26 protein-coding genes are annotated in these 26882 nt (G+C 71.2%); 9 read left to right on the top strand and 17 right to left on the bottom strand.

Annotation, left to right across the window (positions count from 1 at the left end):
• Positions 1-165: 165 nt before the first annotated feature.
• From BCD48_RS12580 to BCD48_RS12570, 3 genes are read right to left on the bottom strand one after another with little or no spacing between them, the layout of a single operon-like run.
• Entirely contained in the window at positions 166-1017 is an 852-nt protein-coding gene (locus BCD48_RS12580) for an SDR family NAD(P)-dependent oxidoreductase (RefSeq protein ID WP_071048543.1), read from the bottom strand.
• Complete coding sequence (locus BCD48_RS12575; RefSeq protein ID WP_071048542.1) at positions 1014-2036, bottom strand: NAD(P)H-dependent amine dehydrogenase family protein; 1023 nt, start codon at positions 2034-2036, stop codon at positions 1014-1016. The genes BCD48_RS12580 and BCD48_RS12575 overlap by 4 nt, the downstream gene beginning before the upstream one ends.
• Positions 2033-2902 (bottom strand): SDR family NAD(P)-dependent oxidoreductase, encoded by an 870-nt coding sequence (locus tag BCD48_RS12570; protein ID WP_071048541.1) that lies wholly within the window; start codon positions 2900-2902, stop codon positions 2033-2035. The genes BCD48_RS12575 and BCD48_RS12570 overlap by 4 nt, the downstream gene beginning before the upstream one ends.
• An 85-nt stretch (positions 2903-2987) precedes the next feature.
• Between BCD48_RS12570 and BCD48_RS54840 the strand changes: the two genes are divergently transcribed.
• The gene (locus tag BCD48_RS54840) at positions 2988-3122 is read left to right on the top strand and encodes a hypothetical protein (protein ID WP_274536515.1); all 135 of its coding nucleotides are present in this window, start codon (positions 2988-2990) and stop codon (positions 3120-3122) included.
• A 3-nt stretch (positions 3123-3125) separates the two neighbouring features.
• Here BCD48_RS54840 and BCD48_RS12565 read toward each other — a convergent pair whose 3' ends face one another.
• The 9 genes from BCD48_RS12565 to BCD48_RS12525 all read right to left on the bottom strand — a co-directional run bounded on the left by BCD48_RS12565 (position 3126) and on the right by BCD48_RS12525 (position 14738).
• The gene (locus BCD48_RS12565) at positions 3126-4316 is read right to left on the bottom strand and encodes a cytochrome P450 (protein ID WP_071048540.1); all 1191 of its coding nucleotides are present in this window, start codon (positions 4314-4316) and stop codon (positions 3126-3128) included.
• A gap of 156 nt (positions 4317-4472) precedes the next feature.
• On the bottom strand, positions 4473-5306 hold the full coding sequence (locus BCD48_RS12560) for an amidohydrolase family protein (protein WP_071048539.1): 834 nt from the start codon (positions 5304-5306) through the stop codon (positions 4473-4475).
• A gap of 152 nt (positions 5307-5458) precedes the next feature.
• On the bottom strand, positions 5459-5995 hold the full coding sequence (locus BCD48_RS12555; protein ID WP_071048538.1) for a cupin domain-containing protein: 537 nt from the start codon (positions 5993-5995) through the stop codon (positions 5459-5461).
• A gap of 153 nt (positions 5996-6148) precedes the next feature.
• On the bottom strand, positions 6149-7858 hold the full coding sequence (locus BCD48_RS12550; protein WP_083418533.1) for a class I adenylate-forming enzyme family protein: 1710 nt from the start codon (positions 7856-7858) through the stop codon (positions 6149-6151).
• Between the two features lie 23 nt (positions 7859-7881).
• Positions 7882-9090, bottom strand: a complete 1209-nt coding sequence (locus BCD48_RS12545; RefSeq protein WP_071048537.1) for an amidohydrolase family protein — start codon at positions 9088-9090, stop codon at positions 7882-7884.
• Between the two features lie 139 nt (positions 9091-9229).
• Positions 9230-10444 (bottom strand): acyl-CoA dehydrogenase family protein, encoded by a 1215-nt coding sequence (locus tag BCD48_RS12540; protein ID WP_241841679.1) that lies wholly within the window; start codon positions 10442-10444, stop codon positions 9230-9232.
• A gap of 80 nt (positions 10445-10524) precedes the next feature.
• Complete coding sequence (locus BCD48_RS12535) at positions 10525-11667, bottom strand: acyl-CoA dehydrogenase family protein (RefSeq protein WP_071048535.1); 1143 nt, start codon at positions 11665-11667, stop codon at positions 10525-10527.
• A 370-nt stretch (positions 11668-12037) separates the two neighbouring features.
• Positions 12038-12838: a TetR/AcrR family transcriptional regulator gene (locus tag BCD48_RS12530; RefSeq protein ID WP_083418532.1), complete on the bottom strand. Its 801-nt coding sequence runs from the start codon at positions 12836-12838 to the stop codon at positions 12038-12040.
• A gap of 250 nt (positions 12839-13088) precedes the next feature.
• On the bottom strand, positions 13089-14738 hold the full coding sequence (locus BCD48_RS12525) for a thiolase C-terminal domain-containing protein (protein WP_071048533.1): 1650 nt from the start codon (positions 14736-14738) through the stop codon (positions 13089-13091).
• 285 nt (positions 14739-15023) lie between these two features.
• Between BCD48_RS12525 and BCD48_RS12520 the strand changes: the two genes are divergently transcribed.
• Positions 15024-15875, top strand: a complete 852-nt coding sequence (locus tag BCD48_RS12520; protein ID WP_071048532.1) for a mycofactocin-coupled SDR family oxidoreductase — start codon at positions 15024-15026, stop codon at positions 15873-15875.
• Positions 15876-15964: 89 nt separating this feature from the next.
• Here BCD48_RS12520 and BCD48_RS12515 read toward each other — a convergent pair whose 3' ends face one another.
• Both BCD48_RS12515 and BCD48_RS12510 read right to left on the bottom strand, forming a co-directional pair.
• On the bottom strand, positions 15965-17026 hold the full coding sequence (locus BCD48_RS12515; RefSeq protein WP_071048531.1) for a phosphotransferase family protein: 1062 nt from the start codon (positions 17024-17026) through the stop codon (positions 15965-15967).
• A gap of 43 nt (positions 17027-17069) precedes the next feature.
• Complete coding sequence (locus BCD48_RS12510) at positions 17070-17753, bottom strand: TetR/AcrR family transcriptional regulator (protein WP_071048530.1); 684 nt, start codon at positions 17751-17753, stop codon at positions 17070-17072.
• 211 nt (positions 17754-17964) lie between these two features.
• On the opposite strand from BCD48_RS12510, the gene BCD48_RS12505 reads away from it, so the two are divergent.
• From BCD48_RS12505 to BCD48_RS12490, 4 genes are all read left to right on the top strand, one after another.
• Positions 17965-19056, top strand: coding sequence for a dihydrodipicolinate reductase (locus tag BCD48_RS12505; RefSeq protein WP_071048529.1), 1092 nt, complete (start codon positions 17965-17967; stop codon positions 19054-19056).
• A 68-nt stretch (positions 19057-19124) separates the two neighbouring features.
• Positions 19125-20039, top strand: a complete 915-nt coding sequence (locus tag BCD48_RS12500) for a pantoate--beta-alanine ligase (protein ID WP_071048557.1) — start codon at positions 19125-19127, stop codon at positions 20037-20039.
• On the top strand, positions 20036-20857 hold the full coding sequence (locus BCD48_RS12495; protein ID WP_071048528.1) for an SDR family NAD(P)-dependent oxidoreductase: 822 nt from the start codon (positions 20036-20038) through the stop codon (positions 20855-20857). Before BCD48_RS12500 ends, BCD48_RS12495 begins: the two co-directional genes overlap by 4 nt.
• Positions 20858-20998: 141 nt before the next feature.
• The gene (locus tag BCD48_RS12490) at positions 20999-22489 is read left to right on the top strand and encodes an aldehyde dehydrogenase family protein (RefSeq protein ID WP_071048527.1); all 1491 of its coding nucleotides are present in this window, start codon (positions 20999-21001) and stop codon (positions 22487-22489) included.
• Between the two features lie 50 nt (positions 22490-22539).
• Here BCD48_RS12490 and BCD48_RS12485 read toward each other — a convergent pair whose 3' ends face one another.
• Both BCD48_RS12485 and BCD48_RS12480 read right to left on the bottom strand, forming a co-directional pair.
• Positions 22540-23289, bottom strand: coding sequence for an enoyl-CoA hydratase-related protein (locus BCD48_RS12485; protein WP_071048526.1), 750 nt, complete (start codon positions 23287-23289; stop codon positions 22540-22542).
• A 69-nt stretch (positions 23290-23358) separates the two neighbouring features.
• The gene (locus BCD48_RS12480; RefSeq protein WP_071048525.1) at positions 23359-23844 is read right to left on the bottom strand and encodes a pyridoxamine 5'-phosphate oxidase family protein; all 486 of its coding nucleotides are present in this window, start codon (positions 23842-23844) and stop codon (positions 23359-23361) included.
• Between the two features lie 267 nt (positions 23845-24111).
• Between BCD48_RS12480 and BCD48_RS12475 the strand changes: the two genes are divergently transcribed.
• Both BCD48_RS12475 and BCD48_RS12470 read left to right on the top strand, forming a co-directional pair.
• Positions 24112-24705: a Panacea domain-containing protein gene (locus BCD48_RS12475; RefSeq protein ID WP_071048524.1), complete on the top strand. Its 594-nt coding sequence runs from the start codon at positions 24112-24114 to the stop codon at positions 24703-24705.
• Positions 24702-25301, top strand: coding sequence for a Fic/DOC family protein (locus BCD48_RS12470; protein WP_083418531.1), 600 nt, complete (start codon positions 24702-24704; stop codon positions 25299-25301). The genes BCD48_RS12475 and BCD48_RS12470 overlap by 4 nt, the downstream gene beginning before the upstream one ends.
• Positions 25302-25344: 43 nt before the next feature.
• On the opposite strand, the gene BCD48_RS12465 is transcribed toward BCD48_RS12470, so the two are convergent.
• A complete protein-coding gene (locus BCD48_RS12465; protein ID WP_071048523.1) occupies positions 25345-25806 on the bottom strand; it encodes a MarR family winged helix-turn-helix transcriptional regulator in 462 nt (153 codons plus the stop codon).
• Between the two features lie 66 nt (positions 25807-25872).
• Between BCD48_RS12465 and BCD48_RS12460 the strand changes: the two genes are divergently transcribed.
• Positions 25873-26841, top strand: coding sequence for a quinone oxidoreductase family protein (locus BCD48_RS12460; protein WP_241841676.1), 969 nt, complete (start codon positions 25873-25875; stop codon positions 26839-26841).
• Positions 26842-26882 lie beyond the last annotated feature (41 nt).

The raw sequence follows: 26882 nt of genomic DNA, 5'->3' as shown, positions 1-26882 counted from the left end.
CCCCGATCACCCGGTCGCGCGGCGCGCGCGGGGCTGAACCGCTCGGTAACATGACTGAATAGTATAGATGTTTCGGCGGTCGGGGCCAAGCCGCGCGATCCATGCGATCTGGCTGTCCAGGGGCCGGGTGGCCCGCGTCAGCCGGGGACGGGACGCGCGGGTTGGTCATTGTTGGAGCAGCCTTCGGCGTAGGTCGCCGTCCTCCATGAAGACCGGGACGTCGTCCGGTCCGAGGTAGGAGGGACGGATGGTGGAGCCGCCGTCGACCGTGAGGGTCTGGCCGGTGACGAAACCGGCAAGGTCGCTGAGGAGGAACATCACGGCTCCCGCCAGTTCCCGTGGTGTGCCGCGCCGCCTGAGTGCGAGCACGGCGTCGCGGGCCTGGTCGGCGGCGTCGTTACCTCGGCTGTGCGGGGTGCGGATGGTGCCGGTGGCGACGGCGTTGACGCGGATGTTGCGCGGGCCCCACTCGGCGGCGGTCGTTCTCGTGAGCGAGATGAGCGCGGCCTTGGCCGCGCTGTAGGCGAGGCTGAACGGCGCCGCGAAGAACGCGGCGACCGACGCGATGTGCACGATGCTGCCGCCCTGGCCCGCCGTGGTCATCGCGCGGGCGGCGGCCTGGCTGGTGAGCAGCGCCGAGCGCAGATTGAGGTCGAGGACCTCGTCGAGGTCGGCGAGCGGGAAGTCGTCGGCGGGCTGCCAGTGCCGGGGCCGCTGGCCGCCGACGACGTGGACCAGTCCGTCGACCGAGCCGAACGCCGCCACCGCGTCGGCGACGGCGGCGTCGACCTCGTCCTTCACGCGCACGTCCGCGACCACACCCCGGAACGGCGCGGCGGCACCCGTGTCCGCGACCGCCGCCTCGGCGTCCGCCAGCGCCGCCCTGTCGACGTCGAGGCCGACGACGTTGGCCCCGAGCTCGGCGGCCGCCGCGCACACCGCCGTGCCTATGCCGCCGCCCCCGGCGCCCGCGACGACGACGGTCCGGCCGTCGAGTCGCAGCAGGTCGCCGATCATGGCCGGAACTGGCCGGCCGCGCGGACGAGGGGCAGCTCCATCAGGTTCACGATCCCCGGCTGCGCCGCGCACACCAGCGGGATGGCGTTGACCGCGGGCATGGCGGTGGTGACGGTGCCGTCGAGGTGGTCGCCCTGGGGCTCGAGGCGGACGCGGACGCCCGGGACGCCGTCGAGCTCGATGACGTAGCCGTGGGTGACGGGCCAGTTCGGGGTCATGTCCTCGCCGAGCTTCCAGACGAAGCTGCACTCGATGAGTGAGCGTCCGTCCTTGTCGCCCGACACGGTGCCCTTGAAGCCGGCGACGCGGCCCTTCTTCACGGTCATGAAGCCGAAGTCGGTGTCCTGGTTGGCGGTGGCGAACTCGACCCGGAAGCCGACGCCGTCGATCCTTACGCCGAGCGCTTTGGCGAGTACCGGGATCTGGTCCTTGAACGAGCCGCACGAGGCCTCGCATGCCTGGCGGGCGGCCGGGTCATCGGGGTCGAGGTCGAAGCCCTGGGCGCGGAACATCTGCTCGTTGGCGTAGCCGGAGATGTCGAGCGACTCGAGGACCGAGAGGCGTTCGATGCGGCTGCACATGGCGCTCGCGGCCACGGCGACCGTCGGCGCGTGGCCGGGATAGATGCCGGAGGCGTAGAGGGACGAGCCGCCCCGCAGGCAGGCGTCCCGCAGCCGGTGGGTGGCCTGCTCGCCGTAGCCGAAGCCGGCCATCATGTACATGGTCGACACGACGTTGGCGCCGGACTCGAGGATCCGTTCGAGGTGGTCGAAGTTCGGCCGGTACGCCATGTAGGAGACACAGTCGGGCTCGAGCGCCAGCAGCGCGTCGATGTCGTCTGTGGCGGTGACGCCGATCGGGTCGATCCCGCACAGCTCTCCGACTTCGCGGCCGACCTTGTCGGGTGAGTGGGCGTAGCAGCCGACGAGGTCGAGCACCGGGTGGTCGACCATGCCGCGCACGGCGGCGCTGCCCGTCTTTCCGGTCGTCCACTGGACGACCCGTAGCCGCCGGCTCACCGGGCGACCCGGTCGGGGCGGCGGGTGGAGGTCTCCTGCAACGCCCGCCACACCAGCGTCGCCTCGTTCCGGGGCAGCGCGAAGCACCGCTGCGACACGAACGCGTCGTCGGGGTGGGTGTACGTCACCGGACCCCGGCCGAGGCCTTCGTATGATGCGGTCGCTACCTCTTCTGGGGTGCTCGGCCGCATGAGCCGTGAGCGGGCCCGGTCGAGCGGGTCGTCCGTGTCGACGCGGCCGCACAGCTCGGTGTCGAGCGTCTCCTGGAACGAGTTGTAGTTCGGCGACGACGTGGCGCCGACGAACACGTTGACCGCGTCCACGCCGCGGTCGGCCAGCTCGGTCCACAGCGACTCGGTGAGGATCCACTGGAAACCCTTGCCAGCGTTGTAGGTGCTGAAGTTGACCGCTCCCTGGGTGCCGCCCATCGAGCTGATCATCACGATGCCGCCCCGCCCGCGCTCGACCAGCCGACGTCCGAAGGAGTGGCAGAGGATCACCGGTGTGCGGCAGTTGACGTCGACGCTCAGCAGGTGCAGGTCGAGGTCACCGTCGATGAAGCGGCTGTTCGGCCCGACCGCGGCGTTGTAGACGAACAGGCCGACATCGAGGTCCTTCGTCGCGTCGGCCACGACCGCGCCGATGTCGGGCGACGCCAGGTCAGCCGCGATCGTCCGTACCTGGACGCCGTGCTGGGCGGCGACCTCGGCCGCGGTCGCCTCGAGCTGGTCCTTGCCCCGGGCCAGCAGCACCACGTGTAAGCCCCGCCGAGCGGCCTCGTGCGACAGCGCGGCACCGATCCCCATCGACGCGCCGGCCACCATCGCCCACGGCCCGTAACGACCCTGGAACTCGTTCTCCACCATCACACGGGCACCTTTCAAGAGATTTTACCTCTATGGAGTGAATACATTATACGAATATTGGTTCGAGGACGGCCAGGTCGCGGACATGGCTGACATCGGGCTGGTGGGCCGTGAGCCTCCTCGGCTTCGCCCGGCGGGCGTCGGCCTGCCCGCCTGCTACGACCGTGCCGCCGTGGCCGGCCGGCCACGGGGCGTCGACCGCGGGCAGTGGACGACCTGACCGTCACACGCGGATGGGCAGGCGCAGCGGGCCGCGGACGGTGCTGGTGTACAGCATCTCGGTGGCCGCGCGGTCGACGGTCCACTTCGGCCAGCGCCGCAGCGTCTCCTCCAGGCCGATCCGGCCCTCACGGCGGGCCAGCGCCGCACCGAGGCAGAAGTGGATGCCGTAGCCGAAGGTCATGTGCAGGTCGACCTTGCGGTGGATGTCGAGCGCGTCGGGGTCCGGGTACTTGCGCTCGTCGTGGCCGGCCGAGCCGGTGATGAGGATGACGCGGGAGCCCGCCGGGATCGTCGCGTCCCGCAGGGTGACGTCGCGGGTCGTCCAGCGGGCGTTCACCGGCGACGGTGGCTCATAGCGGAGGATCTCCTCCACCGCTCCGGGGATCAGCGCGGGGTCCCGTGCCAGTTCGGCCCGCTGGTCCGGGTAATCGTCGAGCACGCTGGCGGCCCAGCCGAGGTGGCGGGCGACCGTCTCGCTGCCGGCGCTGAACAGCAGGATCGCGAAGCTGGCGAGCTCCTCGTCGGTGAGCCGGCGCGGCTCGCCGGTCAGCTCGTCGGCGACCTCGGCATTGACCAGGTCGGTGAACACGTCGTCGCGGGGATGCGTGCGCCGGTCGGCGAAGTGCGTGCCGAGGCGCTGCCCGAGCTCGGTCAGAGCATGGAGGGACACCTCGTTCGCCATGCCGACGCCCTCCTCCATGTGGAAGACGTTGTCGACGAGGTGGCGCAGCTCCTCGCGCTCGCTGCCGGGAACGCCGAGCAGGATCGAGATGACCGTCGGCGGGAGGATCGCGGAGAAGTCCTGGACGTAGTCGAAACCGCCGGAGCCGATCTGGGCGTCGAGGAGCTCCGCGCAGATCTCGTGGATGCGTTCCTCCAGCATCGTCACTCGGCGGACGGTGAACGCGCGTGACACCAGCTTGCGCAGTGTCGTGTGCTTGGGCGGGTCGAGCCAGATGATCATCGCGGTGTCGTGGGGCTCCGGCGACATCGTCTCGAGGGTGGTGCCGTGGCTCGAGCTGAACGTCTCGGCGTCACGGTGGGCCGCCTCGATGTCCTCGAAGCGGGACAGCGCGTAGAAGTCGAACCGGTCGTTGCGATACACCGGCGCCTCGTCCCGTAACCGCCGCCAGAGCGGGTACGGGTCGTCGCGCAGTTCGGGAGCGATCGGGTCCCAGTAGAGATCGGTCATAGGAGCCTCCGGCTGGTCTTGGACCAGCGACCGAGCGACCTCATCCGTGCCTGGCAGGCGAACGGACCATGTGGCCGCCAGGGTCGACCTGGCCGCTGTTGGTGCGCAGTACGTCTAGATCTTTGTGAGCGCCGCCCGCCGCGGTCGCGCCTGTCGTCAGGACGAGGTCTTGCCGCCGAAGAAGAAGGCGTCCGCATTGCTGTAGAGCCAGTTGTCCCGGACCTCGTCGGTCAGGTCGAGCGCAGCCGCCTCGCCCAGGGTCCGCTTGAACGACAGCACGGGATAGTCGGAGGCGAAGATGACGCGGTCCTTGCCGCGGGTCGACATGAAATGCAGCAGCGAGGCCGGCAGCCGCTTCGGCGACCAGGCCGACGTCATCAGCCGCAGGTTTCGGTACTTGATCATGAGGCGGATCGCGGTGTCCCACCAGGGGTCGGCGCCGTGGATCATGCACAGTTTCAGCTCGGGGAACCGGTAGCAGACCCGGTCGAGGTGGATCGGGTTCTGCGGCTCGGCCGGCAGTGGCGGGCCGGGGATGCCGGTGTTGACACACAGCGGCAGCTCGAGCTCGCAGCACTTCGTGTAGATCGGGTAGTAGACCGGGTCGGTGGGCGGGTACATGCCGTCGCCCCAGAAGCTGGGGCCGACGTTCGTGCACACGACGGGATAGTCGCGGACGTAGGACTCCAACGCCCGCACCGCCGGCATCGGGCGCAGCAGGTTGAAACCGCCGATCGCGAGGGCGAAGCGGTCCGGGCGGGCCTCGGCGAACTGGAACGCCCGGCCGTCGGTCTTCCCGACTTTTGCGATCAGGATCGCCCGCTCGACGCCGTTGGCGTCCATGTCGTCGAGAAGCTCGGGCAGCTCGGGGCTTTTGAAGAAGTCGTCGCCGCCCTTGAAGTAGTCCTCCTTCACGCGGATCATCCAGTCGGGCTGCTTCTTCTGGTCGCCGAAGTCGACGTTCACCAGACAGTCCATGGCGCGGGTCATCGCCGGTCTCCTCTCATAGGTGAGTGAGCCTTTCCCTCGTCTTTCGGCCCGGTGTCGCGCCGGCGCCGTGGGAGGGCGAGAGGAGAAGACTCGGTGATCTCGGTGATCTCGGTGTCGCGGAACGTGCGAGGAAGTACCTGGCGCCGGCCTGCTCAGGCCTTCGCCTCCGCCGCCCATTGGTCGCGGTTGGCCCGCATCGCTTCCAGGACGCGTCCCCAGCCGGGCAGACTCTCGGTGATCTGCATGTCGAAGGGGCTGCTGGTACGGAACTCGAGTATCTCGACGCCGGCGGGGCCCGCGGTGTAGGTGTAAGGGCGGTCCGCCGGCTGGAAGAACCCGTCGCCCTCCGCCAGCACGGTCCTGCCCATGCGCAGCTCGCCGCGGGTCACGTAGTAGAGGCAGTCGGCACTGTGGGAGTGGCGCGGAAGCACATAACCTGGACCGAACCGTGACCACACGAGGCTGGTCCCGCCGGCCTCGGGGTCGCCGAACAGCACCTTGACGAGCTGGCCGCCGCTCGACACCCACTCCATGAACTGCTCGGGCGCCTCCGGGGTCATGACCGGCATCGACATCATCCCGGTCTCGTGCAGCAGCGGCGCCTCGGCGAAGCGGAAGGTCTCGCGCCGGTGGCCGGCCTCCGTCGTTTCCTCCGCCACCGGGGCTGTCTGGGTCGTTGTCTCGCTCATGCCCGCACCTCACTTTGTTCCTGGCCAGGGTTTTGCCGTGAGACTGATTGGATGGTGAAGCCTGACTTTCGTTTCATGCATGGGAGCTGCCCTGGGCCAGGAGTACAAGGACGCTGATCAGTCCCTGGGGCAGTCGCAGAGTGACTGCTTTGGTCACCAGGCCCGTTCGGCGGCGGCGGCGACCTGGGCGCGCAGGGCGGTTTTTGCGATTTTGCCAGTGGCGGTCGTGGGAAGCTCGGCCAGGACGACCAGCGCTTCCGGGCACTTGAAGGCGGCGAGCCGGCCGGCCGCGAACGCCCGCAGGCTCGCCAGGGTCGGCTCGGTGCCGGGGCGGGGGACCACCACGGCGCAGACCCGCTCGCCCAGCGCCCGGTCATCGATCCCGACGACCGCGGCCTCCACCACGTCCGGGTGCTCGTGCAGGACGGCCTCGACCTCCGCGCAGTAGACGTTCTCGCCGCCGCGGATGACGACGTCCTTCAGACGGTCGACGACGTGGACGAAACCCTCGGCGTCGACACAGCCGAGGTCGCCCGAGTGGAACCAGCCATCCCGGAACGAGGTCTTGGTCGCGGCGGCGTCGTTCCAGTAGCCGCGCGCGACCTGTGGCGAGCGGAAGCAGATCTCGCCGACGTCGCCGAGGCCGAGGGGCGTGCCGTCGGCGTCGACGACTTTGACATCGGCGGTGAGGTTGGGTCGCCCGACGCTGTCGGGGTGCGCGGCGAACTCGACGCCGACGTTCGTGACCACCGCGGATGTGGTCTCGGTGAGGCCGTAGCCGTTCAGCAGCGCGACGTCCGCGCCGAACACCTGGGTCGCGAGCGTCACCAGGTCGGGTGGGACGGCGGCGCCGCCGATGGAGAACAGCCGCACGTCCAGCCCCAACTCGCCGACGCCCGGGTACTCGAGGATCTGGCGGGCGACCGCTGGGACGCCACCGAGCGCCGTCACCTCCTCGTCGACGGCGAGCCGCGCCCACTCCTGGGCGTCCCAACGGCGCATCAGCACCATCTTGCCGCCACCGAGCGGACCCCCGACGATGGCCGACACCCCGCCGATGTGGAACAGCGGCGCGGTGGAGATCGTCACCGACTGGCGGGGCGGCGCCGGCCGGCGGCCGGCGATGATGGCCTCGCGCGCGCTGGCGAAGGCCATGTTCCAGAGGTTGGCGATCGTGCCGCGGTTGGTGTTGAGCGCTCCCTTCGGGCGTCCGGTGGTACCGGACGTGTAGAGGAGCGTCACCGGGTCGTCCCGGTCGAGCCGGGCGAACTCGTCGTCCGCGAGCGGGGCGGCGGCCGTCAGCTCATCGAAGGCGAGGTCGCCGGCGTCCGTGCGCACCCCGACCAAAGCCAGGCCCTCGGGCCGGTCGGCCGAGCGGATCCGCTCGCACCGGTCGCCGTCGGCAAACAGCACCGAGACGCCGGCGTCGCGTAAGGCGTATGTCAGCTCCCCACCCGTCCACCAGGAGTTCAGCGGCACGACGACCGCCCCGGCCAGCGCGGCGCCCCAGAACCCGATGACGAATTCCGGCAGGTTGCGCATCGCGATCCCGACCCGGTCCCCCGAACGGACCCCGAAGGTCGTCCGCAGTTCGCGGGCCACACCGCGGGCCCGGCCGCGTACGTCGGCGAAGGTGAGCCGTTCGCCCTCGTAGACGACGTTGACGAGCGCGTCGTGCGCGGCGCCGGCCCGGAAGACGTCGACGATGGTGCGCGGCGCGCGGACGAAGTCCCGTAGTGGGATGCCGGCCAGCACGACGTTCTCGACCTCGAACGGTCCTCCCGGGTGGATGAGCGGCGCGAGCCGCGGGTCGTCGCGGTACGCCGGCGCGAGGCCGGTGTGCTCCAGGGTGGGTCTGGTCATCGGGTCGTCCCTCCTTCGCGACGTCAGGAGGCGGGTAGCCCGACCAGTTCGGCGCAGTTGGCGCGCATGATCCGGTGCACCTCGTCGGGGCTGAAGGCGGTGAGCTCGTCGGTGAACGACGCCGGTTCGGCCAGGCCCTCGCCGTGCGGCCAGTCGGAGCCGAACAGCACCCGCTCGACGCCGATCGTGTCCGCGAGCTTGCGCAGGTCCTCCTCGTAGTACGGCGTGACCCAGATGTGGCGCCGGATCGTGTCAAGGGGATCCTCGGCGAACAGCGACGGGGCCCGGTTCGCGAGCTTGCGCAGGCCCTTGAGCAGTGGGTGGACCCAGTCGGAGCCGTTCTCGATGCTGGCGACCTTCAGGTTCGGATGGCGGGTGAAGACGCTGCCGACGATGAGGCTTGCCATGGTGTCGTGGATAGCCCGGTCGCCGATGAGGACGCCGCCGAGGAGGTCCGGCGCGCGGAACGGGGCGAACTCCTCGGCGCCGCCCCACGGGGCGCCGATCATCGCGTTGTAGCCGCTGTCGCCGAGGTGGAACGCGACGGGTACGCCGGCCTCTGCGAGGCGGGCGAAGACCGGGTCGTGCAGCTTGTCGCCCAGAGAGCGTCCCTTGGGGGTCGCCGTCGGGACCGGCGCGGGGCGCATGTGGACGACGCGCGCGCCCAGTCCGAGCACCCGGTCGACCTCTACCAGTGCCGCGTCCGGGTCGGCCAGCGAGATCATCGGCGCGGCGATGATCCTGTCCTCGTAGGAGTAGCCCCAGTCGTCCTCGAGCCAGAGGTTGAACGCGGCGAGGCTCGCCATCGTGGCCGGGACGTCGTGGCGCAGCGCCTGCTCGACACCGCAGCCCAGCGTCGGGAAGAGCAGCACCGCGTCGAGGCCCTGGGCGTCCATTGTCGCCAGGCGGGCCTCCCGGTCGCGGTACTCGGGCCGGATGGGCTCGACCTTGGTGAGGCTGCGCGGGTCGACTCCCTCCGGGATCTGACCGCGGAACTGCAGGTCGAGGCAGCCGGGGACGATCACCGGGTCGAACGTCGGGTTCGGGATGAAGTTGTTGACCTTCCCGCCCATGACCATCTCGACGTGACGGCCGTCCTGGACGACACGTACCCCGCGGTGCCGGAACTTCCGGTCGAGGTGGCGGGTGAAGGCGTCGAGCGTCTCGTAGTAGTGGTTGTCCGCGTCGACCGGCCGCGCCGCCGCCGGCTCGGGCCCTCGTTCAACCGCCATGGCAGCCTCCCTACGAGCAATGAAGAGATATAGATGTTTCTACCCGCGTAGTCGGCTTGCCGCCAAGCCCCGTCGCGGCCGCGCCGCCGGGTCTGGGGCGGCGCGGGTGGCTGGAGCATGGGCCGGTCGGGCCGCGCGGTCAGTGGGCGCCGCTCGCCCGCGGTCCGCGGGGCACGTCGCGAAAGGCGCTGGTGTCGGCGCGGTGCTCGCGGGGCATGCCGAGGAGCCGCTCGGCGATGACGTTGCGGGCCATCTCGGTCGTGCCGCCGCCGATGCAGGCGGCCTGGCGGATCAGGTAGCCGAGCCCGACCTGGGCGGCGATCTCGTCGTCCGGCGCCCACACCACGCCGGCGTCGCCGTACAGCTCGGTCGCGATCGCGGCGCGGCGGGCGTTCGCTGTGCCGCCGAACAGCCTGGGCATCGCGGCGGCGTGGTGGGGGAGCGAGCCCGTGGCCATCTTGTGGGTGACGGATTCAACCAGGGCCCGCAGGACCAGGGAGCTCGTCTGGGCCTCGCCGATGAGGGCCCGGGTCGTGCTGTCATCGATCGTGCCGAGCCGGCGGGCGGCCTCGATCAGGGCCGCGAGTTCGTACGGGCCGGCGTTGGGCCGGTTCCCGCCGCCGGTCACGTAGGGGGAACCGCCGGAGATGGTCCGCTCGTGGTAGAGCCAGCGCGTCATGACGCTCCACCCGGCGTCGACGTCGCCGATCCGGTCGGCGTCGGGCACGACGACGTCGGTCAGGAACTCCTGGCAGAAGTCCTTCGAGCCGTTCACGAGCTCGATCTGGCGGATCTGCAGGCCGGGCGCGGACATGGGCAGGCTGAACACCGTCAGGCCGCGGTGCTTCTCGACGTCCCAGTTCGTGCGGGCCAGGCAGAGCGCCCAGTCGCCCCACCAGCCGGACGTGGTCCAGATCTTCGACCCGTTGAGCAGCCAGCGGTCGCCGTCGCGGGTGGCGCTGGTGACCGCGCCGGCGGCGTCGGACCCGCCGCCCGGCTCGGACAGCAGCTGCACCCAGATCTCCTCGCCGCGCAGCATCCTCGGGATGTGGCGCAGCTTCTGCTCCTCGGTCCCGAATTCCAGCAGCACGGCCATACAGGGGATGAACGTGGACGCCTGGATCTCCGCCGGGTAGTCGTAGCCTTTGATCTCCCGGTTGAACGCGGTCTGGTGCGCCGGGGTCAGCTCCTGCCCGCCGTACTGTCTGGGCACGCAGATGCCGGCGAATCCGCCGTCGAAGAGCCGACGCTGTAGCTCGCGGCACGTCGCGGCGCGCGCCAGCACCTCCTCGTCGGCGGGGTGGGTGGCGGCGTGGAGGAAGAACGTGTCCTTGGCGGGATCGGCCGGTGGCATGTTCTCGGCCAGCCATGCCCGGGCGCGCGCCGCGAACGCGTCGACGTCCTCCAAAGCCGCGCCGTCCTGTGCGATCGCGCTCACGCGCCCTCCTCCATGTCGGCCTCGACCAGCCGTACGACCCGCTCGGCGAAGTAGGCCGGCGTGCCGAACAGCTGCGCGTCGAGCGTGGCCCGGCGCAGGTAGAGGTGCAGGTCGTGCTCGAAGGTGACGCCGATGCCGCCGTGCAGCTGGACGCAGTCCTGGACCAGCTCCGGGCCGACCCGCCCGACGTACGCCTTGGCCGCGCTCGCCCACGAGCGGGCGTCGGGCCTGTCCTCGCCGACGTGCCGCGCGGCCTTCTCGGCGACCGCCGCGCTCGCCTCGAGCTGGGTGCGCAGGTCGGCCATCCGGTGCTTGATCTCCTGGTACGACCCGAGCGGGCGGCCGAACGAGTAGCGGTCGCGCGTCCACCGCAGGGTCAGGTCGAACGCGCGCTCCATCGCGCCGACGATCTCGCCGGCCTGCAGCACGGCCGCGAGGTCGAGCAGCACCTCGTCGTGGACGTCAGCCGTGCCGGGCTCGCCCACTCGGTACGCCGCGGGTACGACGACCTCCCGTAACGTCACCGCCTGGTGGCGCCGGACGAGGTCGATGCCGCCCAGCGGCGAGATCCGAACTCCGGGAGCGTCGAACGGGACGAGATAGTGCGACCGGGCGCCATCCTCGTCGGCCCCCGCGGCGACCAGGAGATAGCCCTTCGGCGCCCCGCTTTCGACGAGGGGCGCCGTTCCGTCGAGGACGACGCCGTCACCCGACCGGGCCGCCCGCACCACGGCGCTGGCGCACGACCCCATCCTCGGCGCGTGTGCCCAGGCGGCGGTGGCGTCCCCGTCGAGCAGCTGCGCGAGCGGCCCGCCGTGCAGCTCCCCGGAGCCCCACCGGCCCAGTGCCGCGGCGACGACGTTGGTCCCGATCAGCGGACCGGGCGCGGCATGCCGGCCGAACTGGAACGCGACCGCGAGGAGGTCGGCGAGGCCGTTGCCGCTGACCGAGCCACCTCCGGCGGCCTCCGGTACCAGCAGCGTCGTCCAGCCGAGCTCGGCGCCCCGCTTCCACAGCGTGGCGTCGAACGTCGAGTCCCGGCGCGCGAACTCACGGATGCGCTCAGGGGGAAAGGTGGCGGCGAGGTACTGCTCGGTGGTGGTCTCGAGCAGGTCCTGGTCCGCTGTCTGGGTGAACATCGTCCTCCTGGGCGTCCGGCGCGGTGTCTCGGTTCTCCCGGCTCTTCGGCCTCCGCCCGGCGGTCGCGACTGAGGGCAGGCACCTCAGGTAAAGCGCCGTGCTCCGTTAATGAAAGTGACAGTACCAGCGGCTGGCGGCGGGCGACGGCGCCAGTAGCCGGAAAGCATCATGATCAACATGGGTTCGTCGAGGCCGGCGGCGACCCGGACCCTCTCTTGGCCCGCCGCACCGCGACCGGGGGTGCCAGCATCGAGATCCGCACGATTCATGCGCGTGCACGCCCACGGCCTGCTCGGCCGCTGGGAGGCATGGGGAGGTGGGCGACGCTGGTGCTCGGACGGTCAGTGACCCGGCGCGGGGCCGACCTCGTCAGCCCTGCGTGGAGCTCGACGCCATGGAGCTCGACGCCGTGGAGCTCGACGCCCTCGCCAGGCGGCGCAGGATCGAATGCCCGTCGCCGGACAGCTCGAGGCGTTCATCCACCCTCTGGTGCCATTCCCGTGGGCGGTGGGCGCCGAGGCCGCTCAGGCAGAACAGGGAAAGGTCGATGAGGTCGGGTGGACTCACCCCGTACTCGTTGCCCACGGTCATCGAGGTGAGGAACGACGTTCGTGTCGACACCAGGAAGTAGGTCGCCGGCTCCACGGCAATCTCGGTCAGCGCGGCGTCGGCCGTGGCGGCCTCGATCAGCTCGCGGTACAGCGACGTCACCGGGGCCTGCGAGCGGGCGAGGAGGCCGGGATCAGCCTGGCCGAGCTGGAGGCGCAGGTACACCAGCCCGCGGTCGACGCCTGCTTTGTTGTGCATCGCCGGCAGGTGCGCCGCCGCGAGGATTGCCCCGGCCAGGCGTTCGAGCGGGTCGTCCAGGTCGGCGATCGCGGCGCGGATGATCCGCGCGTACGTGCGCATCGCCTCCTCGAACACCGCGAGCAGCAGGTCGTCCTTGCTGGCGAAGTACTGGTAGAGCGTCCGCAGCGACTGGCCGGCCTCGTCGGCGACGTCCTGGACCGTCAATGACTCCCCGTTGGAGCGCTCCAACACCTTCGCGGCCGCCCGGATGAACCGGTTCCCACGGTCGATCGAACGCTGCTGCGCGCCCTGCAACGACCGCGTGACAACACGCCGGTGCCAGTCCGCCGCGGCATCGTCGCTCTCGGCACGCTCAGTCACTGCCTCCAGTTCCATTGCCCTCAGGATACCCGGGCAGGTAAGTCCCGCTATCGCCGCTCGGGATCGTCGTGGCGGGCAGTCGCCTCGTAGATGCGCCCGCACATCGAGAAGCGGTTCGGCATGCCCCGTCAGCCCATGATCGCCGCGAACGTGCTGTGGTGGTCGCGATTTGCCCCGATTCACGACCACGGCGACACGGTGGTGGTGATCTACCAGTCGCGGGCCGGCGGGCCGGCGCGTGGCGAGGAGATCAGCCCGCGCCGCGCTGGAGCAGCAGGACGCCGGACGGGGTGCCGCCGCCGGTGGACACGACGGCGGTCCGCGCGTCGGCGACCTGGCGGGCGCCCGCCTCGTGGCGCAGCTGGGTGACCGCCTCGTAGAGGAAGCCGAAGCCGTGGGTGCGGCCCTCGGAGAGCTGTCCGCCGTGCGGGTTGAGCGGGAGCTCGCCGTCCAGGGCGATCCGCCGGCCCTTGTCGATCCAGTCCTGGGCCTCGCCGAACCCGCAGAAGCCGAGGGCCTCGAGCCAGGACACCGCGTTGAAGGTGAAGCCGTCGTAGAGCAGGGCGACGTCGACGTCGGCGGGGCGCAGGCTGGTCCTGGTCCACAGGTGCGCGGCCTGGCCGAGGACCTGGGGCTCGTGGGTGATCGTCCCCTGGTCCCAGGAGACGCGTTCGAGGATCTGGGTCCCGACGGCCTCGACCCGGATCGCCGGCCGGGGCCGGTCGGGCGCGGTCTCGGCGGCCGAGACGATGACCGCGATCGACCCGTCGCAGGGCACGTCGCAGTCGTAGAGGCCGAACGGCGAGCTGATCATCCGGGCGGACAGGTAGTCGTCCATCGTCATCGGGTCCCGGTAGATCGCCGCCGGGTTGCGGGCCGCGTTCGCCCGCCCGTTGAGGGCGATCGCGCCGAGCAGCTCCCGGGTCGCGCCGTAGCGGTGCAGGTACTGGTTGGCGTTCATGCCGATCCAGTTCGCCGCCGACATCGCCCCGAACGGCGCCCGGTACTCGAACATCCCGGAGACCCGGCCGCCGCCCTCGCCGCCACCGCCTCCGCCGCCGCCGAGCCGCAGGGCGGCGAAGGTCGAGGCCCAGACCGTCCGGAAGCAGAGCACGTGCCGGCACAGCCCGTTCGCGACCGCCAGCATCGCGGCGATCACGGCGCCGCCCGGGCCGGGCACGTCCATGCCGCCGTTGATCCAGGTCGGCTGCAGGCGCAGTGCCTCCTCGACGGCGGTGACCCCGCCCTCGCTCATCCCGCCGCCGGCACCGTCCCCGCCGGGATAGGTGGACAGCCCGTCGATGTCGTCGAGGGTCAGGCCCGCGTCGGCGACGGCCGCGAGGCACGCGTCGACCGTGAGCGAGAGCGGGTCGACCATGAGCCGGCGGCCGATCGCGGAGCGGCCGACGCCGGACAGCACCGCCCGGTGCTCGAACCGGTCCTCGCTCACCGGCGGGCGAGGGACAGGCCGACTGGGCGCGGGGACGCGGTCGACCGGGTCGGTGCCGCCGGTCGGCTCGAACAGCGGCAGCCAGACGTCCTCGTGCCGCTCGAACCGGACCGCGACCTCCTGGCCCACGCGCACGTCGTCCGGTGGGCAGCCGACGACGTTCGTGGTGAGGCGGACGTCGGGCTGCTCGGCCAGCGCGACGACGGCGACGACGTAGGGCGGCTCGAAGCCCGGCAGCCACTGGTGGGCGTTCACGGTGAAGCCGATGACGGTGCCCCGCCCGGAGACCTCGGTCGGCGCGCACGCCCGGCTTCGGCACTTCGGGCAGATAGGGGTCGGCGGGTGCACGAGCGTGCCGCAGTCATCGCAGCCCTGGATCCGCAGCCGGTCGTCGGCGCCCGACTTCCAGAACCACTCGTTCGCCGGCGTCAGCCGCGGAAGAAGCCGCACGTTGTTTGCTCCTCAGGACGGCGCGGTCGGGGCGGGCGGACCGGTGCATGCCCCCCGGCCCCTGGCAGTTACATATGGATGTATCACGGGCGGTCTGGCGTGCGGGTGCGACGCCGACGGCGGCGCCCCGCGGGAGCGGTGGCGGCGCGACCGCTCCGATCCGCGGTGGCGCGGTCACCCGTGGATGGCTCCGAGACCGTCGCTTGACGCCCTCGCCTTCGAACGAAAATATCTATACTTATCTTGGCGCACGACGAGACCGGCAGGGGCGTGGCTGTGAGCGGCATGGGCAAGTTGGATGGCAGGGTCGCGTTCATCACCGGGGCCGCGCGCGGTCAGGGGCGTAGCCACGCGTTAAGGCTGGCCGGGGAGGGCGCGGACATCATCGCGGTCGACCTGTGTGAGCAGATCGCGAGCGTCCCGTATCCGCTGGCGACGCCGGAGGACCTCGCGCAGACCGTGAAGGAGGTCGAGGCGCTGGGGCGGGGCATCGTGGCGGTGAAGGCGGACGTCCGGGAGCGTGCCCAGCTGCGGGCCGCGCTGGATGAGGGGCTGGCCCGGTTCGGCCGGCTCGACATCGTCCTCGGGAACGCCGGGGTCTGCCCGTGGGATGACCTGTCGCTGTGCGGCGGGTTCGTCGATGGCACCGACGTCGACCTGATCGGTGTCATGAACACCGTCGCGGTCAGCCTGCCGCACCTGACGGCCGGTGCCTCGATCGTCCTGACCGGCTCGACCGCCGGGATGATGAAGGGCACGACCGAGGTGATCGGGAACACGGGTGGGGTCGGGTACTCGTGGGCCAAGCAGACCGTGGCCCGGTACACCGAGGTCCTGGCCCTTCAGCTCGCGCCGCACAACGTCCGGCTCAACGCGATCCACCCGACGAACGTGAACACGCATCTGTTGCAGAACGACCGGATCTACAAGACGTTCCGGCCGGACCTGGAGAACCCGACCCGCGAGGACGCTGAGCTGGCCTTCCCGGTGCTGCAGTCCATGCCGATTCCGTACATCGAGCCGAACGACGTCAGCTCGCTGGTGCTGTTCCTCGCGTCCGACGACGCGAGGTACATCACCGGCCTCAACCTGCGCATCGACGCCGGCGGAATGCTCAAGGGCGAACCAGCCCTCTGAGCCCACTCCTGGCGCGGCCGCGAGCTGGCGGTGGGCGCGGCCGCGTCGACACGGACCGGCCGCGCCGCCCGTCGGGCTGGCGCCCCGGCTCAGACCCGGGACAGGACTCGATGCAGGCCCTGGCTGACCAGGTTGTCGTAGGGAAAGGTGCCGGGCATGAAGCCCATGTCGACGACCAGCTTTCCTATCCGGACCATGATCACTGTGAATCGGAGCCCGGCGAACACCTCGAAGTAGTCGAGGTTGTCGGTGGAGCGCCCGGTGGCCGACCGCCAGAGCGCGGCGGTCTCGTCGCGCGACGGGAAGCCTGGCAGGCGGCCGAGGCCCGCCCCCGTGGTCAGCGTCTCGTCGGCGAAGACCCACCAGCCGAGATCGAGGAGCGGGTCGCCGACGGTCGCCATCTCCCAGTCGAGAACCGCGGCGACCTCGAAGTCCTGAAAGATGAGGTTGCTGAGCCGGGCGTCGCCCCAGCACAGCGCCGGCGCGCCGGCGGGTGCCGAAGGCTGGTTGCGCCTCAGCCAGGCGAGCGCGTCCCTGGCCAGCCCGAACGGCTTGTCGTCCTCGGCCCAGGCGAGAAATCTTTCGTAACGGTCGATCTCGGCGGCCAGCGGGTCGTCGGGCGTCGCGAGCATGCCCGGGGGGAGGCCCAGGTCGGCCAGCGGCGTGCTGTGGACACCCGCCAGGGCGCGCACCCCGCTGACCCAGGCGCGATGCTGCTGCTCGGGCGTCGCCTCGGCCAGCCAGCCGGCCGACGCGTACGGCGGGGTGTCGCTGGGGATCTGCCCCGCGACCCTGTCCATGATCCAGAACGGCGCGCCGAACCAGGACGGGTCCGGCTCGAACCAGTGCATGCGGGCCATCGGCACGCTGGAGGCGTCGGCCAGGGCGCGCATCACGTGGAACTGCAGCGCGAACGTGTCGTCGGGGAACACCACGTAGCTCGTCGGCGCGATGCGGGCGACCAGGTGGTGTTGGTCGGGCCCGTCGGGGCCGGACCACGTCGCGTCGAAGAGGACCGTCTCGTTGGACGCGCCGGTGCCGGCTGGAATGGCCGTGTTCCCGACCTCGACGTCCGCCAGCCCGCGGACGTCGGTGAGCCAGGTGCGTAAGCGGCCGGCGGTCTCCGCTGGGTTGCGTAACTGAAAGTCCATGAGCTGACCTCACGTTGGTGCGGCCGGAATAGATCTATATGTATCACTCGTGGGGTGTCGCTCGCCCGCGGCCCGCGCGGGATGTCTCATCCGTCGCGGTGCGGCGGGAGTAGAGCGCCGAGGTGAGCAGCGCCGTCTCGGCGTCGCGCCACCGCCGCCGGTCGTTCTCGTCGTCGAAGTCCAGCCGCAGCGCGTGCTCCAGGTGCGGCCGCAGCAGCACCGGGGCGAACCCCAGCAGGGCCAGCATCGCGGCCGTCACGTGGACGTCGGCCGATGGCCGGGCGATGCCGAGCGCCTCGCGCTGGCTCAGCCCGGCCACCGAGGCGTCGACCGCCAGGGTGAACCATTCCAGGCCGTTCTCGGTGCCGTCGAGCAGCATCCGGCGCAGGTAGGCGCCGAGCAGGGGCGCCTCGGTGGTCGTCCGCTCGAACCGGAGCTGGCGGCGGCGGTGCGCCTCGGCCGGACCCGCCGTGGAGTCGGTGTCCCGCGTGACGTCGCCGAGGACGTCGGTCACCCAGGTCGCGACCTCGTCGACGACGCCCTGCTTCGAGCCGAAGTGGTGCAGGACGAGGCTGGGCGAGACACCCGCCCGCCGGGCGATGGCGCGCACCGTCGCCGCGTCGACCCCGTCCTGGGCGATCAGCGCGAAGGCCGCGTTGCGGATGCGTGCCTTGGCTGTGAGGTCGTCCGGTCGCACCGGTGTCCGTTCCTCGGGTTCGCGCTCCACCGCTTGTCGCTCCTCTCGGCTGCTTTCCGTCCGCTGCTTTCCGTTCCGCCGCGCTTCCGCTCCACGGCCCCTCCGCGACTGTACAAATGTTCAGCTTGCTGAACGCCGATTGACCCGCCGGAAACACGTGGTGACGATGGGCCGGCCGCGCTCCCGCCGGCACGGAGTGGTCCGTGAGCGGGGCCCAGGCCTGCTCGGAAGGGGTGGTCAGATGGGCATTCGGGTTGTCGTCTGTTACACGGGAGGCGTCGGGTCGCAGGCGATCAGGCTGCTGGCCGGCGAGCCCGGTCTGGAGCTCGTCGGCGTCCTCGTCCACCACGAGGACAAGGACGGACGCGACGTCGGTGAGCTGGTCGGGATCGGGCCCGTCGGGCTCGTGGCGACCCGGGACGTCGACGCGCTGGTCGCGCTGCGCGCGGACTGCGTGCTCTGGCACTCGCTGACCTGGGAGCCGGAGGTCATCGCACGGTTCCTGGCCGCCGGGACCAACGTCTACTCGAGCATGGGCGGCTGGTGGCCGCCGTTCATCCCCGCCGAGCGCGAGATTCTCGACCGGGCGTGCGCCGAGGGCGGCTCGACGTTCCTCGCCGGCGGCAACATCCCCGGGCTGGTCAGCGACGTGCTGCCGCTGTTCGTCTCCGGCTACGCCGGCCAGGTCGAGAAGATCCGCTGCTGGCAGAGCGACTACGTGCCGCACTACCCGGGTGCCCAGCAGCTCCAGGGGGCGCTGGGCATGGGCCTGCCTGTTCCGGAGGACCAGTCACCCACCGAGGCGGACCAGGGCTGGATCTGGGGGATCCGCCAGTCGGCGGAGATCGTCGCCGCGGGTCTCGGGTTCGAGCTGACCGACGTGCGGGTGACCAGGAAGGAGTACGCCGCGGCGCTCGAGGACGCCGTGCTGCATCCCAGCGGGCTGGAGGTGAAGAAAGGCACGATCGCCGGCGCCCGCTGGACGTTCACCGCCTACACCGGCGCGGACGGCGACGTGCCGTTCTACGAGGTCGTCAACGAGCAGACGGTCGGCCTGGGCCTGGCGCCCGGCTGGCGGGTCAGCGAGGACGAGCCCAACTGGAAGGTCGAGATCAGCGGCATCCCGACCATCACCTGCGTGTTCGACCTGGCCTTCGACCCGGACCTGGAGCCGGTCTCGGCGCTCAACGCCGCCCGCGCCGTCAACACCATCCCGATCCTCGTCGCCGCCGAGCCGGGAACGAAGACGGTGCTCGACGTGCCGGCGCCGCGCGCCGCCACCCTCGCTCACCGCGCCACGTCGGTGGCGAAGCCGGCGGCGACGCGACCGTGAACGCGGCGACGAGCGCGGCGACAGGCATGACAGACGCGGCGAGCGCGACAGGCTCGGCGGGCTCGGCGATGCGGACGCTGCACGACTACCGGGAGACCCGAGCGCTGCTGGACGCCCACCGGGCCGCCGGCCGCACCGTCGGCATGGTCGGCACCAGTGGCGCCATCCACGAGGGCCACCTGTCGCTGGTCGAGCGGGCCCGGCGCGAGAACGACGTCGTGGCCCTCTTCTACGCGGGCGTGGTGCGGCTCGACTGGGCGCCGGTGTCGGCGCAGATCTATGAGCGCGACATCGAACGGGACAAGGAGCTGCTGGCCGCCGCCGGCGTCGATCTCTTCCTGGTGATGCGGCGCGACGACCTGTACCCGCGGCGTCCGGTCACCTTCCTCGCCCAGTCGGAGCTGGTGCCAGACCTGCCCGGGCTGCTCGGGCCCGACCACGCGAGCATTCTGGCCACGATGGTGTTCACGATGCTGAACGTCGCCGGTCCGTGCACGAACTACTCCGGCGAGAAGGACTGGCAGCAGCTCGTCCTGTTCAGGCGGGCGGCCGAGGACCTGCTGTTGCCGTCGACGGTCGTCGGCTGCCCGACGGTGCGTGAGCCGGACGGCGTCGCGAGGTCGAGCCGAAACGTGCGGCTCACCCCGTCCCAGCGCGCCGCCGCCCCCGTCATCCACCGGGCGCTCACCGAGGCCGCCCGGCTGGTCCGCGCGGGGGAGCGGAACGCGAAGACGGTGACCAGCCTGGTCGCCGACCGGATCGGCCGGGTCGCGACCGTGGACTACGCGCACGCCGTCGAGGCGGACACGCTGCGCCCCCTCGATCTTCTCGAGGGCGACGTCCGGCTGCTCGTCTCGGCCACGTTCGGCGACACCCCACTCGTCGACAACATCGGCGTGACCGTCCCCGGAAAGGCCGGCCCGGTTGCGGCCGGCGACGGTACGGCCCCCGCCGGAAACGACACGAAGAAAGGCGCGGAATGAGGCTGCGGGGAAAGGTCGCGCTGGTCACCGGGGGCACCGCCGGAATCGGCGCCGGAATCGTCAGGATGTTCGCCGAGCAGGGCGCCTCGGTCGCCTTCACCGGCCGCAACCCGACCCGAGGCAAGGAACTCGAGGCGACGCTGCGCGCGGGCGACCACACCGTCACCTACGTCGAGGCCGACAGCTCGGTCGAGCAGGACGTCGCCCGCGCGGTGGCGACGACCGTCGAGACCTACGGCCCGATCACCGCGCTCGTCAACAGCGCGGCGGCAACCGACGTGACTGCGAGCGGCCGTGACAACCACGTCGACGAGATCAGCACCGAGGACTGGGATTACATCGTCCGCACCGCGCTCTACGGCACGATGTGGGCCTGCAAGTACGCCATCCCGCACATGCGGGCCGCGGGCGGCGGCTCGATCGTCAACATCTCGGCGTCGTCCAGCCTGCGCTCGCTGCGTTCCCGGCCCGCCTACCAGTCGGCGAAGGGCGGCGTGAACGTGCTGACCCGCCAGCTCGCCGTCGACTACGGCGCCGACGACATCCGCGCCAACGCGATCATCGTCGGCTTCATCTACACCGGCGAGGAGGGCATGCGCAGGCTGCTCGCCGACGAGGAGTACATGCAGGTCATCCGCGGCATGCTGGTGCTCCCGCGGCTGGGCGAGCCGGCCGACATCGCCGCCGCCGCCGTCTACCTGGCCTCCGACGAGTCCAAGTACGTCACCGGCACCCAGATCACCGTCGACGGCGGAGCCACCGGCTTCCAGCCCACTCTGCAGCGCTTCACCCCCAACGCCGCCCACAGTGCAAGCTGAGGGCCGGCGATCCGGGCCGCCGCGGCCCGGATCGCCGGCCGCGGCCGCAGCCGCGGCGGCCATCGGCCAGGCCTCGCTCGCGGCGCGCCGCGCCGCGGCCGACATGACCATCACCGACACGTCACCTGTCGAGGAGCACGTATGTCGACACCCGTGATCACCCCCTCCGGCCTGTTCGTCGAGGAGCGGCTGCTCATCGGCGGCCAGTTACGCCCGGCGACGGGCGGGCGGACCTACGAGAACGTCAACCCGGCGACCGAGGAGGTCATCGGGGTCGCGGCCGACGCGACGGCCGAGGACATGCGCGACGCGATCGCCGCCGCCCGGGCCGCCTTCGACGAGGGCACCTGGGCGAGCGACGTCGAGCTGCGGGTGCGCTGCCTGCGCCAGCTGCACGCCGCGTTGCTACGGCACGCTCCCGAGCTGCGCGAGACGATCCGCGCGGAGGTCGGCGCGACGAACGTCAGCCTGGACGTGCCGCTGTTCGCCCGCGCGCTGGACAACCTCACCTATGCCGCCGACCTCGCCGAAGGCTACGAGTTCGTCCGTGACCTGGGCGTCGGCGAGTCGATGGGCCGGATGAGCCGGCGGCGCCAGTACCGCGAGCCGGTCGGCGTGGTCGCGGCGATCACGCCGTGGAACGCGCCGATGCAGGTCAACCTGGCCAAGGTGGCCTTCGCGCTGGCCGCCGGATGCACCGTCATCCTCAAGCCCGCGCCGGACACCCCCTGGAACGCCACCGCCCTGGGCCGGCTGGCGGTCGAGGAGACCGACCTGCCGCCGGGTGTCCTCAACGTCGTGCCGACGTCCGACAACGCGGTCGCCCAGCTCCTGGCCGAGGACCCGCGGGTCGACCTGATCAGCTTCACCGGGTCGACGGCCGTCGGTCGCCACCTGATGGCCACCGCGGCGAGCACCGTCAAGAAGGTCTTCCTGGAACTCGGCGGCAAGTCCGCCTGGATCCAGTGCGACGACGCCGACGTCGACACGAACGCACTCATGGTCGCCTACCAGTCGCTGGCGCAGTCCGGGCAGGGGTGCTCGATCAACACCCGGCTGCTGGTCCAGCGCTCCCGCTACGAGGAGATGGTCACCAAGGTCGCGGACGCGTTCCGTTCCATTCCCTACGGCGACCCGGCCGACCCGAACACGTACATGGGCCCACTGATCAACGCCAGGCAGCGCCAGCGGGTGCTCGACTACATCGAGATCGGCAAGGCCGAGGGCGCCCGCCTCGTCCTCGGCGGCGGCAGGCCGGCCCACCTGGAGCGCGGCTACTACGTCGAACCGACGATCTTCGCGGACGTCGACCCGAACTCTCGGATCGCGCAGGAGGAGATCTTCGGCCCGGTGCTGGTTGTCATCCCGTTCGACACCGACGAGGAGGCGGTGCGCATCGCCAACTCGACCATCTTCGGCCTCGCCGGCACGGTCGAGAGCGCCGACGCGGCGCGGGCCCGCGCGATCGCCGAGAAGATCCGCTCGGGCGTCGTGAACGTCAACGGCGGGATGTACTTCAGCTGCGAGGTGCCGTTCGGCGGCTACAAGCAGAGCGGTGTAGGCCGCGAGATGGGCACCCTCGGTTTCGAGGAGTACACCGAGGTAAAGATCATCAGCGAGGGAGTCGCGTAGAACGCCGGCGAGGACCTTCGGCGTTCAGGCTCGCCTCCGTCGGGGCGCTGTCACCGGCCCGACCACAGGGGCGGCCGGCGCTCGAAGAAGGCGGCGATGCCTTCGGCGAGGTCCGCGGTCTCCAGTAGCCGAGCGTGGGCGGCGTCGCTGCGTGCCCAGCTGGCGGTCTCGTCGGGGGAGACCTCCTGATGGGCGACGTCCAGCGCGGCGCGGACGGCGAGCGGCGCGTTCGCGATGACCCGTTCGGCCAGCGCGAGCGCGCCGTCGAGGGCTGCGCCCGGCTCGGTGAGGAGGTTGACGAAGCCGAGCCGTTCGGCGCGTTCGGCGGTGAGGTTGTCGCCGGTGGCGAGCAGCTCGTAGGCGACGTTGCGCGGCAGCACCCGGGTGATCCGGAACGCGCCGCCGAAGTCGGGCATGAGACCGCGCTTGACCTCGGGCAGCCCGAACTGGGCGGTGCGCGCGGCGACGACCATGTCACAGCAGAGCACGAGCTCGACGCCGCCACCGAGCGCCAGGCCCTCGACCGCCGCGATCAGCGGCTTGGTCCGGCGCCGGTGGATGAGCCCGACCAGGCCGCCGCGCTCGGTCGGCTCGCCCGGCCCGCTGGCGAGGTCGGCGCCGGCGGAGAACACCCGGGTCCCGCCGGTCAGGACGCCGCACCAGAGCTCGGGGTCGTCCTCGAGGGTGTTCATCGCCGCGTCGATGCCGGCTGTGACGGCCGCGTTGAGCGCGTTGCGCTTCTCCTCCCGGTCGATCCGGACGACGAGCACCCGGCGCTGCCGGCTGGTCACCACGCTCACTGCTTTACCCCACCTCTCCCATACACCCACTCCGCCAGCACCGTGCGACGACGACCGTCAGAAGCCGAGCTAGAAGCCGAGCTTGCGATGGTCCCAGGAGGCGGCCTTCTCTGGCGTGAGACGCAGCCAGGCGTGCCGGCCGTCGTGGTACATCGACCCGTCCGGGTTGGCGATGTACTTGGCGGCGAACAGCCGCTCGGGTGCCGCCAGCTCGGGGACGTCCGTCTGGCCGGTGCGGGGCGTCTCACCGACCGGCTCGAACCGGCCGCGCAGCTCCACGCCGTGCAGCTCGCCGAAGTCGCCGCCGGCGTCCACGACGACCGCGGCGCGCCCGTCCCGGAGCAGGTCGGCCCACCGCTGGCTGCGCACGATCGAGTAGAGCCACAGCGAGGTGCCGTCCCAGACGAACCACAGCGGGCTGACGTGCGGCGTCCCGCCGGCGGTGAGGGTCGCCACGTGGCACACCCGCTGCTCGGTCAGCAGCGCGTCGACCTCGTCGCCGCTGAGGGCGATCTTGCGCCCCCGCCGCTGGGTGTCGATCAGTTCGGACCGCATGATGCCTCGCTCCTCGGACTCCGGTGGACACGACAGGGCGGGTGCCGGCCGGCGGATGACCCGCGGCCCTCCGAAACGTATCGATATATGGGATGGCCTGTCGCGCGGCGCGGAGCGCGTGACGCGGCGCCGATCCCGCGGGAGAGCGCTTCGGCGGCGGCGGACCGCCGTAAACTGGGCGTTGTCGGACGTGGACGGCATCAGGGGCGGGCCTGATCAGGGCCGTGCGTCACGTCTACATGGTCACGGTCCGAGCGGGAGGGCGTGATGGCGGAGAACGTCGACGACGTCGCCGCCTACCTGCTGGAGCGTCGTGGCGCGATGCGGACCGCGCGGCTTCAGAAGCTCGTCTACTACGCGCAGGCCTGGCATCTCGCGGACCACCGCGAGCACTTGTTCGAGGACGACATTGAGGCGTGGATGAACGGGCCGGTCGTTCGCCGGCTGTACGACCGGCACCGCGGCCGGCGGGAGGCCTCCGGCTGGCCGGCCGGCGACCCGCGGCGGCTCGGCCCGCGGGCGCGTGACGCTGTCGAGCGGATCCTGCGGTCGTACGGCCCCCTGCCCGAGGGAGAGCTGTCGCGGATCGTGCGCACCGAGCCGCCGTGGCGGCTCGCCCGCGCCGGGCGTCTCGTCGCGCGGCGCTCCGCCAAGGTGATCGATCCGACGGTGATGGCCGACTACTACGGCCGGCTTCGCACCTCGCCGGAGGTCGCGGTGGTCGTCGCCGTGGGCAGCGCGCGTCTCGAGGGCCACGAGTTCGGCCCGTACATGGTGGACCGGCTGCGTGAGGCGGCCGCTGGGACACGCGCGGCGGACGACATCATCGCCGAGATGATCGTCCAGTACGGGACGTCGTGACGGCGGTGGAGGACGAGGACCCGTACTGCTGGCCGGGCGCGGCGTGCCTGCGCAACCTGCTCGACATCCGGGACGCCGACGAGCTGAGCAAGGCCGAGCACGAGCTCGTCGGCATCCGCACGGCCGAGCTCACGGCGTCGGTCGTTCCCGGCGCGTACGACACGGCGCATCTGCTGAGGTTCCACCGCCTGCTGTTCCGCGACGTCTACGACTGGGCGGGTCAGCTACGCACGGGCAACATCTCGAAGGGCGACGTGTCGTTCTGCGACGCGCAGCTCGTCCCCGAGCGGCTCGACCAGCTGTTCGCCAAGCTGGCCGTGCGCAGGTTCCTGGTCCCGCTGGAGTGGGACGGTTTCGTCATGTCCTTCGCCTCGCTCTACGGCGAGCTGAACGCCATCCACCCGTTCCGGGAGGGCAACGGGCGGACCCAGCGCGCGTTCCTGCGCCAGCTCGCCGCGCACGCTGGCTGGACAGTCGCCTGGCAGTCGCTGGAACGACGCGCGAACGACAAAGCCTGTGGGGAGTACCTCAGGACCTCCAGGCCGCACGCGCTGATCAGACTCCTCGCTCCGGCCATCGAGCCTCGGCTGGAGTAGCCACGGCTGGAGTAGCCACGGCCGAGCCGAGAGGCGGTCCGATCTACTGGGTTCTTCCGCCGCGCTCGGGGGTCTGCTCGACGAGGGTGGCGGTGGCGCGGTCGAGAAGGTCGCAGAACTGCCGGTGTTCCGCCGGGGTGAACCGGTCGGTGAGGGCGCGTTCCAGCACGATCACCTCCTGGTAGGCGCGGTCGAGGATGTCGTGGCCGGCGTCGGTGAGGGTCGCGATGAGGACCTTCGCGTGCACGGGCGACGGCCGGCGGTCGAGGAGCCCCTTGTTCTGGAGGCCGGTCAGCACGCTGGCCATGCTCTGCTGGGTCACCCCGCACGCGCGGGCCAACTGTGCTCCGGACATGGCCTCCTCGCGGGAGAGGGCCAGCAGCACCGTGTACTGGGGCATGGTCAGCCCGTAGCCGCGGAGCACCGCTTCGTGGTGGCCGATCAGGGCCTGCTCGGCGCGCCGGATGCGGGTGCACAGATATTCCTCGACCGGTACGTCGGCCATGTCACAGACCTCTTAGTTGACTCAGGTATCTGATACAGATTGGGTTCCAAGTGTCAGGATACTGAGTTGAGACAGGGGCTTGATGTGATGAAGGCCGTCGTTCTGGGCGTCGATGATTGCTTCCGGGTCGTCGAGGTGGCCGAACCTGTGCCTGGCGCGGGCGAGGTCGCGATCCGGGTCGCCTATGCGGGAGTGCAGTACGGCGATGTACTCGTGCGCGCGGGTCATTTCCCCGTCGAACGCCCGTTCGTGCCGGGTTTCGAGGCGGCAGGCGAGATCGTCGCGGTGGGGGAGGGCGTGGCGGACGCCCGCTTGGGCGAACAGGTCGCCGCGCTGATCGGCGGCGGTGGCTTCGCCGAGGTCGTGACCGCGCCCGCGGTGCTGGCGATCAACGCCGACCGAGTCGACCCACGTGCGGCGGCCGGGTTCGGATGGGTCACGCCGACCGCCTACGACCTGATCAACTCCGTCACCGCCGTTCAGCCCGGGGACAGTGTGCTGATCCATGCCGCCGCCGGCGGAGTCGGGTCGCAGGCCGCGCAGTTCGCCACCGCGGCGGGCGCGGCCCGCATCGTCGGGGTGGTCGGCAACGCCGACCAGGTCGACTACGCCCACCAGTTCGGCTACCACCAGGTGCTGGTGCGTGACGAGTTCCCCGACGCCCTGGACGGGGAGACGTTCGACGCCATCCTGGATCCGATCGGCGGCCCCACCCGCCTCGCGAACCTGGAGCGGCTGGCCCCGCACGGCCGGATCGTGGCCTACGGCAACATCGCCACCTTCGAACCGGTCACCGTCTCGACCAACGACCTGCTGACCCGGGGGCAGTCGCTGATGACGTACAACAGCAACCTGGCCAGCCAGACCAGCCCGAAGAAGCTGGCCGACAGCGCCACCCGCGCCATGAGCCTGGTCGCCGACGGGGCGGTGCGCATCGACATCACCGCGGAATACGAACTGGGCGACGTCGAGACCGCGATCGCGAACCTGGCGGGGGGTGCCACCCGCGGCAAGAGCGTCGTCCGCGTCGGGTGAGTCCCCGCACCTGGCGGCCGGGCCGGGTGCTCGACGCTTCC

It is taken from the genome of Pseudofrankia coriaricola, assembly GCF_001854805.1.
Lineage (GTDB): Bacteria > Actinomycetota > Actinomycetes > Frankiales > Frankiaceae > Pseudofrankia.
Note: the sequence above shows the minus strand (reverse complement) of the source record. Positions and strands in the feature narration are given on the sequence as shown.